Annotated in this window: 7 protein-coding genes; 4 read left to right on the top strand and 3 right to left on the bottom strand. The window is 33.5% G+C overall.

Annotation, left to right across the window (positions count from 1 at the left end; translation table 11 throughout):
* Positions 1–130 precede the first annotated feature (130 nt).
* Complete coding sequence (locus QWC74_RS03420; protein ID WP_006783514.1) at positions 131–559, top strand: VanZ family protein; 429 nt, start codon at positions 131–133, stop codon at positions 557–559.
* A 24-nt stretch (positions 560–583) separates the two neighbouring features.
* On the opposite strand, the gene QWC74_RS03415 is transcribed toward QWC74_RS03420, so the two are convergent.
* Both QWC74_RS03415 and QWC74_RS03410 read right to left on the bottom strand, forming a co-directional pair.
* Positions 584–1,078, bottom strand: coding sequence for a hypothetical protein (locus QWC74_RS03415; protein ID WP_006783515.1), 495 nt, complete (start codon positions 1,076–1,078; stop codon positions 584–586).
* 146 nt (positions 1,079–1,224) lie between these two features.
* Positions 1,225–1,875, bottom strand: a complete 651-nt coding sequence (locus QWC74_RS03410) for a hypothetical protein (protein ID WP_006783516.1) — start codon at positions 1,873–1,875, stop codon at positions 1,225–1,227.
* 232 nt (positions 1,876–2,107) lie between these two features.
* On the opposite strand from QWC74_RS03410, the gene QWC74_RS03405 reads away from it, so the two are divergent.
* From QWC74_RS03405 to QWC74_RS03395, 3 genes are all read left to right on the top strand, one after another.
* The gene (locus tag QWC74_RS03405) at positions 2,108–2,881 is read left to right on the top strand and encodes a polysaccharide deacetylase family protein (RefSeq protein ID WP_237701248.1); all 774 of its coding nucleotides are present in this window, start codon (positions 2,108–2,110) and stop codon (positions 2,879–2,881) included.
* Positions 2,882–2,982: 101 nt separating this feature from the next.
* Positions 2,983–3,609, top strand: coding sequence for a YkyA family protein (locus QWC74_RS03400; protein WP_006783518.1), 627 nt, complete (start codon positions 2,983–2,985; stop codon positions 3,607–3,609).
* A 23-nt stretch (positions 3,610–3,632) separates the two neighbouring features.
* A complete protein-coding gene (locus tag QWC74_RS03395; protein ID WP_006783519.1) occupies positions 3,633–4,067 on the top strand; it encodes a GNAT family N-acetyltransferase in 435 nt (144 codons plus the stop codon).
* Between the two features lie 35 nt (positions 4,068–4,102).
* On the opposite strand, the gene QWC74_RS03390 is transcribed toward QWC74_RS03395, so the two are convergent.
* Positions 4,103–4,465, bottom strand: a 363-nt coding sequence (locus QWC74_RS03390; RefSeq protein ID WP_288993914.1) for a hypothetical protein, incomplete at its 5' end; no start/stop codon positions are given.

Raw genomic sequence — 4,465 nt, 5'->3', positions numbered from 1 at the left:
ACTCAATTGAAGATGGAATTCGCGATGCCTTCCGTTGGGATGAAATCCGTGAAACGATTTTAAATTATAATTAAGGTAAAAATCCCTCAAGGTTGATTGAGGGATTTTTAAATCAAATAGAGGTAGAGATATGAAACGGTTTATCAAATGGGGAGCGATGATTGCTTGGATGATTGTCATTTTTAGCTTTTCAGCGCAAACCGGTGAACAATCTTCACAAAGTAGTGGACTCATTGAGCGATTATTAGCTCAGTTTAGTTTTATGCCGAATCAAATCTTTGGCCTAGACATCCAATTTATGATTCGTAAAACTGCTCATTTTTCAGAATATTTTATTTTATATTTATTGATATTTAATGTCATCAAGGAATATCAACCAAAGAAACAATCACTTGCCTTTAGTTTAGTTGGTGTCTTTTTATACGCGTGTAGCGACGAGATTCATCAGGCATTCGTTCCAAGTCGTGCCTGTTTATTTACCGATGTTTTAATTGACACGGCAGGTGGAACCCTGGCGATGATTCTAGTGGCACTCCTAAAGCGAAATAAAAAGGTTTAAAGTTTGTGTACACTTTAAACCTTTTTATTTTGGTGGAGAACTATAAGTGTCAGATTGAACAAAATGAGTAGAGTTTAATTTTTCACTTGCTTCGGGACAACACGTCATCAATATTTCTTGCATCTGGGCCATTGTTTTTTTCATCTCTGCTAATTCTTTTTTTAATTCTTCTTTTTCAAGATCAGCTACCTTATCACTTCGACGATCTTGTAAGACCTGAAGATAGAGACCTTGAGCGGCGATATACTCTATATTCGTTCCAATCGATTCGAGAAAGACCCCAATGATATTTTGCTCATCTGGGTATTCGGCCTCCTTAGCAATGAGTACCGCAATTAGAATACTTAAAATCCAAAAGGTATACGGATCAAGAGATAGGAGATAAGGGAGAAATTTAGGACATTCTGGTGGAACAAGATCTTCGGCATCAAGGGTTTCAAACGAAGCTGCTGACTCATTCTCAAGTCCAATATCAGAAACAGGTGGGGGTGGTGGGGGTGTTGGAGGAGTTACACGCATAAAAAATCCTCCTTTAAAAGAGATTTTAAATTAGGTAATATCGTGATAAACAAAGAAATGGACGATACCCTAATTTTAGTTTATGTTTAGGTAGGGGAACGGTGAATAACAAAAGACATGATTCCAAAGAATCATGTCTTTTGTTATTAAAGTTGACGATTATAAAATTGAACAAATTGACTAATTTCGTCGTAAAGTAATCCATTATCGACAATATACCAACTGCCTTCGATATTTTTTAGTTTAAACGTGTTAATCATTTCGGTTGAATCTAAGTCCTCACACGAATTATTAATCATCTCATTCATGGTTGTCATGAGCGAGGTTTTCGCATTAAAGTCTTCGACATTCGTTGAGGCATAATGTTGACGATAGACTGAAATGACGTCTGGTAATGATAACTCGAGGAGTTCAGTGTAATTAGGAATGGTCATTTTAACAGCGACAGTTGCATTTTCGTTAACTTGCTGAACTTCTAAGATTTCATAAGTGGAGTTATTAACAATTGCCGCTAAATAATGAAGAATCAAAAAGTTTTCGAATGGAGAAGAGGCAAAGGGGTCTGTTGCAATATAACTTGCTGTATAATCTGTCGCCATTTGAAAAGCAGTAAATTCATGATATTTTGATATGTTTTTATCTTGGAGTGAATTAAGTGCTGCGATGACTGTTTCAACCGGTTTATGATCGGAATGATTAGCGACATAAGAAACGGGATGTGTTGATCCATTTGAACGACTACATCCAATAAGGATAAACAGATAAGCGATTAAGAGGAAACGGAATTTTCGTTTCAAAATGAACCTCTCCTTTATCAGAAATATATTTTATAGTATTTACAATAAATTCAATATTATGATAAAAAAGGTTGAATAAAAATAAAAAAAATATGAGAAAAAGTTTTGTTGAAAAATGCATGAATGAGTTGAAAAAAATAGAAAATATAAGGTATACTAAGTAATATTAAATTATATATTTTGTATATTATTAAAATATCAGTTTACTTGTAGCAGATAGGGATGACGATAAATGAAAAAAATAATGTGTTGTTTATGCTTAATGATTTTATTCATAGGAAATTCTTTCGTTATGAGAACCGATGCAAGGATATTATTAGAACAAATCAATAATAACTTACCGGATCATTCTTATTTTCAAGAGCGAGAAATACCACTAAAGTGGAACGGAAAAGAGCTAAAAGTGGTGTATTTGACATTTGATGATGGTCCAAGTAAACGAAGTGAGGAATTTATTGAGATTTTACAACGCTATGATGTCAAAGCGACCTTCTTTTATATTGGATCAAATGTTTCAAGATATCCAGACACTGTTAAAGCGGTACATGAGGCAGGTTTTTATATTGGTCTTCACTCAATGACACACGATCGTCAAATTATCTACAATCCAGATACACCTGAGGCGCTAACGCAAGAATTACTTCAAGAACAAGATTTGTTAGAGGGGATTATTGGGGTTCGACCGACTTTGTTTAGACCACCTTATGGAAGCGTTCCAGGCATTACACCAGCGATGGCTGATTCATTGATTGAGCATGACTTTAAAATATGGGACTGGACCATCGACTCGAAAGATTGGAAACAAAAATCAGCTAATGAAATTTTAGAAACCATCAAAAAACAAACCAATGCTCCGGTTGAAATTGTTTTAATGCATGAAAAAGAACTAACGCTTGAAGCATTGGCAAACATCATTGAATTTTATCAATCTCAAGGATATGAATTTAGAATGTATGATTCAAATCACCATCTAATCAATAATTTTTTAAAAGACAATAGACTTTAATGGAAAAATTTTTAAGGATAAATGGTAATGATGTATGTTAATTTTAAAATTGGATAAAATAAACAATAAGTTTTTGAAGTATTAAAGGAGCGTTGAATGCAATGAAAATAACGAGAATTATACCGATTTTATGTTTGTTACTTTTAGTAGGTTGTGGAGGTAAGGGCGAAACACAGGTTTTTACGATTTTAAATGATCAAATTGTCAGTCAAAATAAATGTAATGAAAATAATACCCAATTAACTGATTTAATGGCTAAAGAAACAGAGATTTATAATCGTATAATTGAAAAAGGAACAGATTCTTTTGATGATATCAAAGGATTTGTTGAAGAAGGCCAACAAAATGTTGAAAATAGTAAACAATTATTAAGTGAATATGATTTATGTATTCGTGGTGCCTTAGTTGATCAAAATAAGTTAATAAAAGAAAAGGATAAAGTAAAAGATAGTACAGCTTTACAAGAGGCAACGATGTTAATTGAACAATATACGATTTATGAATCAAGTTTAGTGGATTATGTCGAATCATTAATCCGTTTAAATGAGGCTCAAGCTCAATTTTATAATCAGTTGAATGAATCAACGGATATTCAACAAATGGAAGCTCTTGTGACAAATATTAATACAGCCATTGATGAGGCTAATATAGCCTCTGAAACTCATCATGATGCATTAATTGCGTTTAATGAGTTATATAGTAACTATTATGAAACCTATATTCAATAAAAAAGTGAAAGGAGGGATTTGAGATGGAGATTGTTTTAGCAAGTACTCAAAAGCATTTTGCAGATGTATTTCGAATTCGTACGAATGTCTTTATTGGAGAACAGCATGTTCCAGCACAGGAGGAAATTGATGAATTAGATCAATTTGTACCTATTTTAGTGGCATATGAGGGGGATATGGCGTTAGGCACAGCTCGTGTGATTGAAACAAAAGAAGGATATGCCAAAATTGGTCGAGTGGCTGTCTTAAAGGAAGCGCGTCAAAAAGGCGTGGGGCGTGCCTTAATGATGGCAGCTATGGAATATATTGAAGATAAGATGTCAGTGAATCAGATTAAACTAGATGCTCAGATTAGTGCCCAAAAATTTTATGAGTCTTTAGGATTTATAGCTCACGGTGAAGTCTTTTTAGATGCAGGAATTGATCATATTTCAATGGTTAGATTTATTAAAAGATAAAAAAAGCAATGGATGCAGGGCATCTATTGCTTTTTTTAAGTAAATGAAAGTTGTGTAGAGGAAGTCAAAGAAGAAGGATTAATATGATAAGCCTGTAATTCGGGTTGGCTATTTAACAGTTGGATAAATTCTGTAAATTTGTCTGCATGGTTTGCAATATAGCTTAAACGCTCTTGAATTTCGTTTTCTGTTAGCGGGCGCAGTGAATATTCTAAAATAAACGAAGAATCATCACCAGTTGTAAAACAAACTTCATATTCACAATGAACTCTTTCAATAATATGCGATCTTTTTACGAATCCAAATCGTTCAATTCCCAAATCTGAACGGTGAAGATCTTTGTTTTTGAAAGCTATTTCTTGGACAAATTGAAAAGATTTAAATATAGGTTGTGGTTC

This window comes from uncultured Turicibacter sp., assembly GCF_938044715.1.
In the GTDB taxonomy this organism is placed as follows: domain Bacteria; phylum Bacillota_I; class Bacilli_A; order MOL361; family Turicibacteraceae; genus Turicibacter; species Turicibacter sanguinis.
Note: the sequence above shows the minus strand (reverse complement) of the source record. Positions and strands in the feature narration are given on the sequence as shown.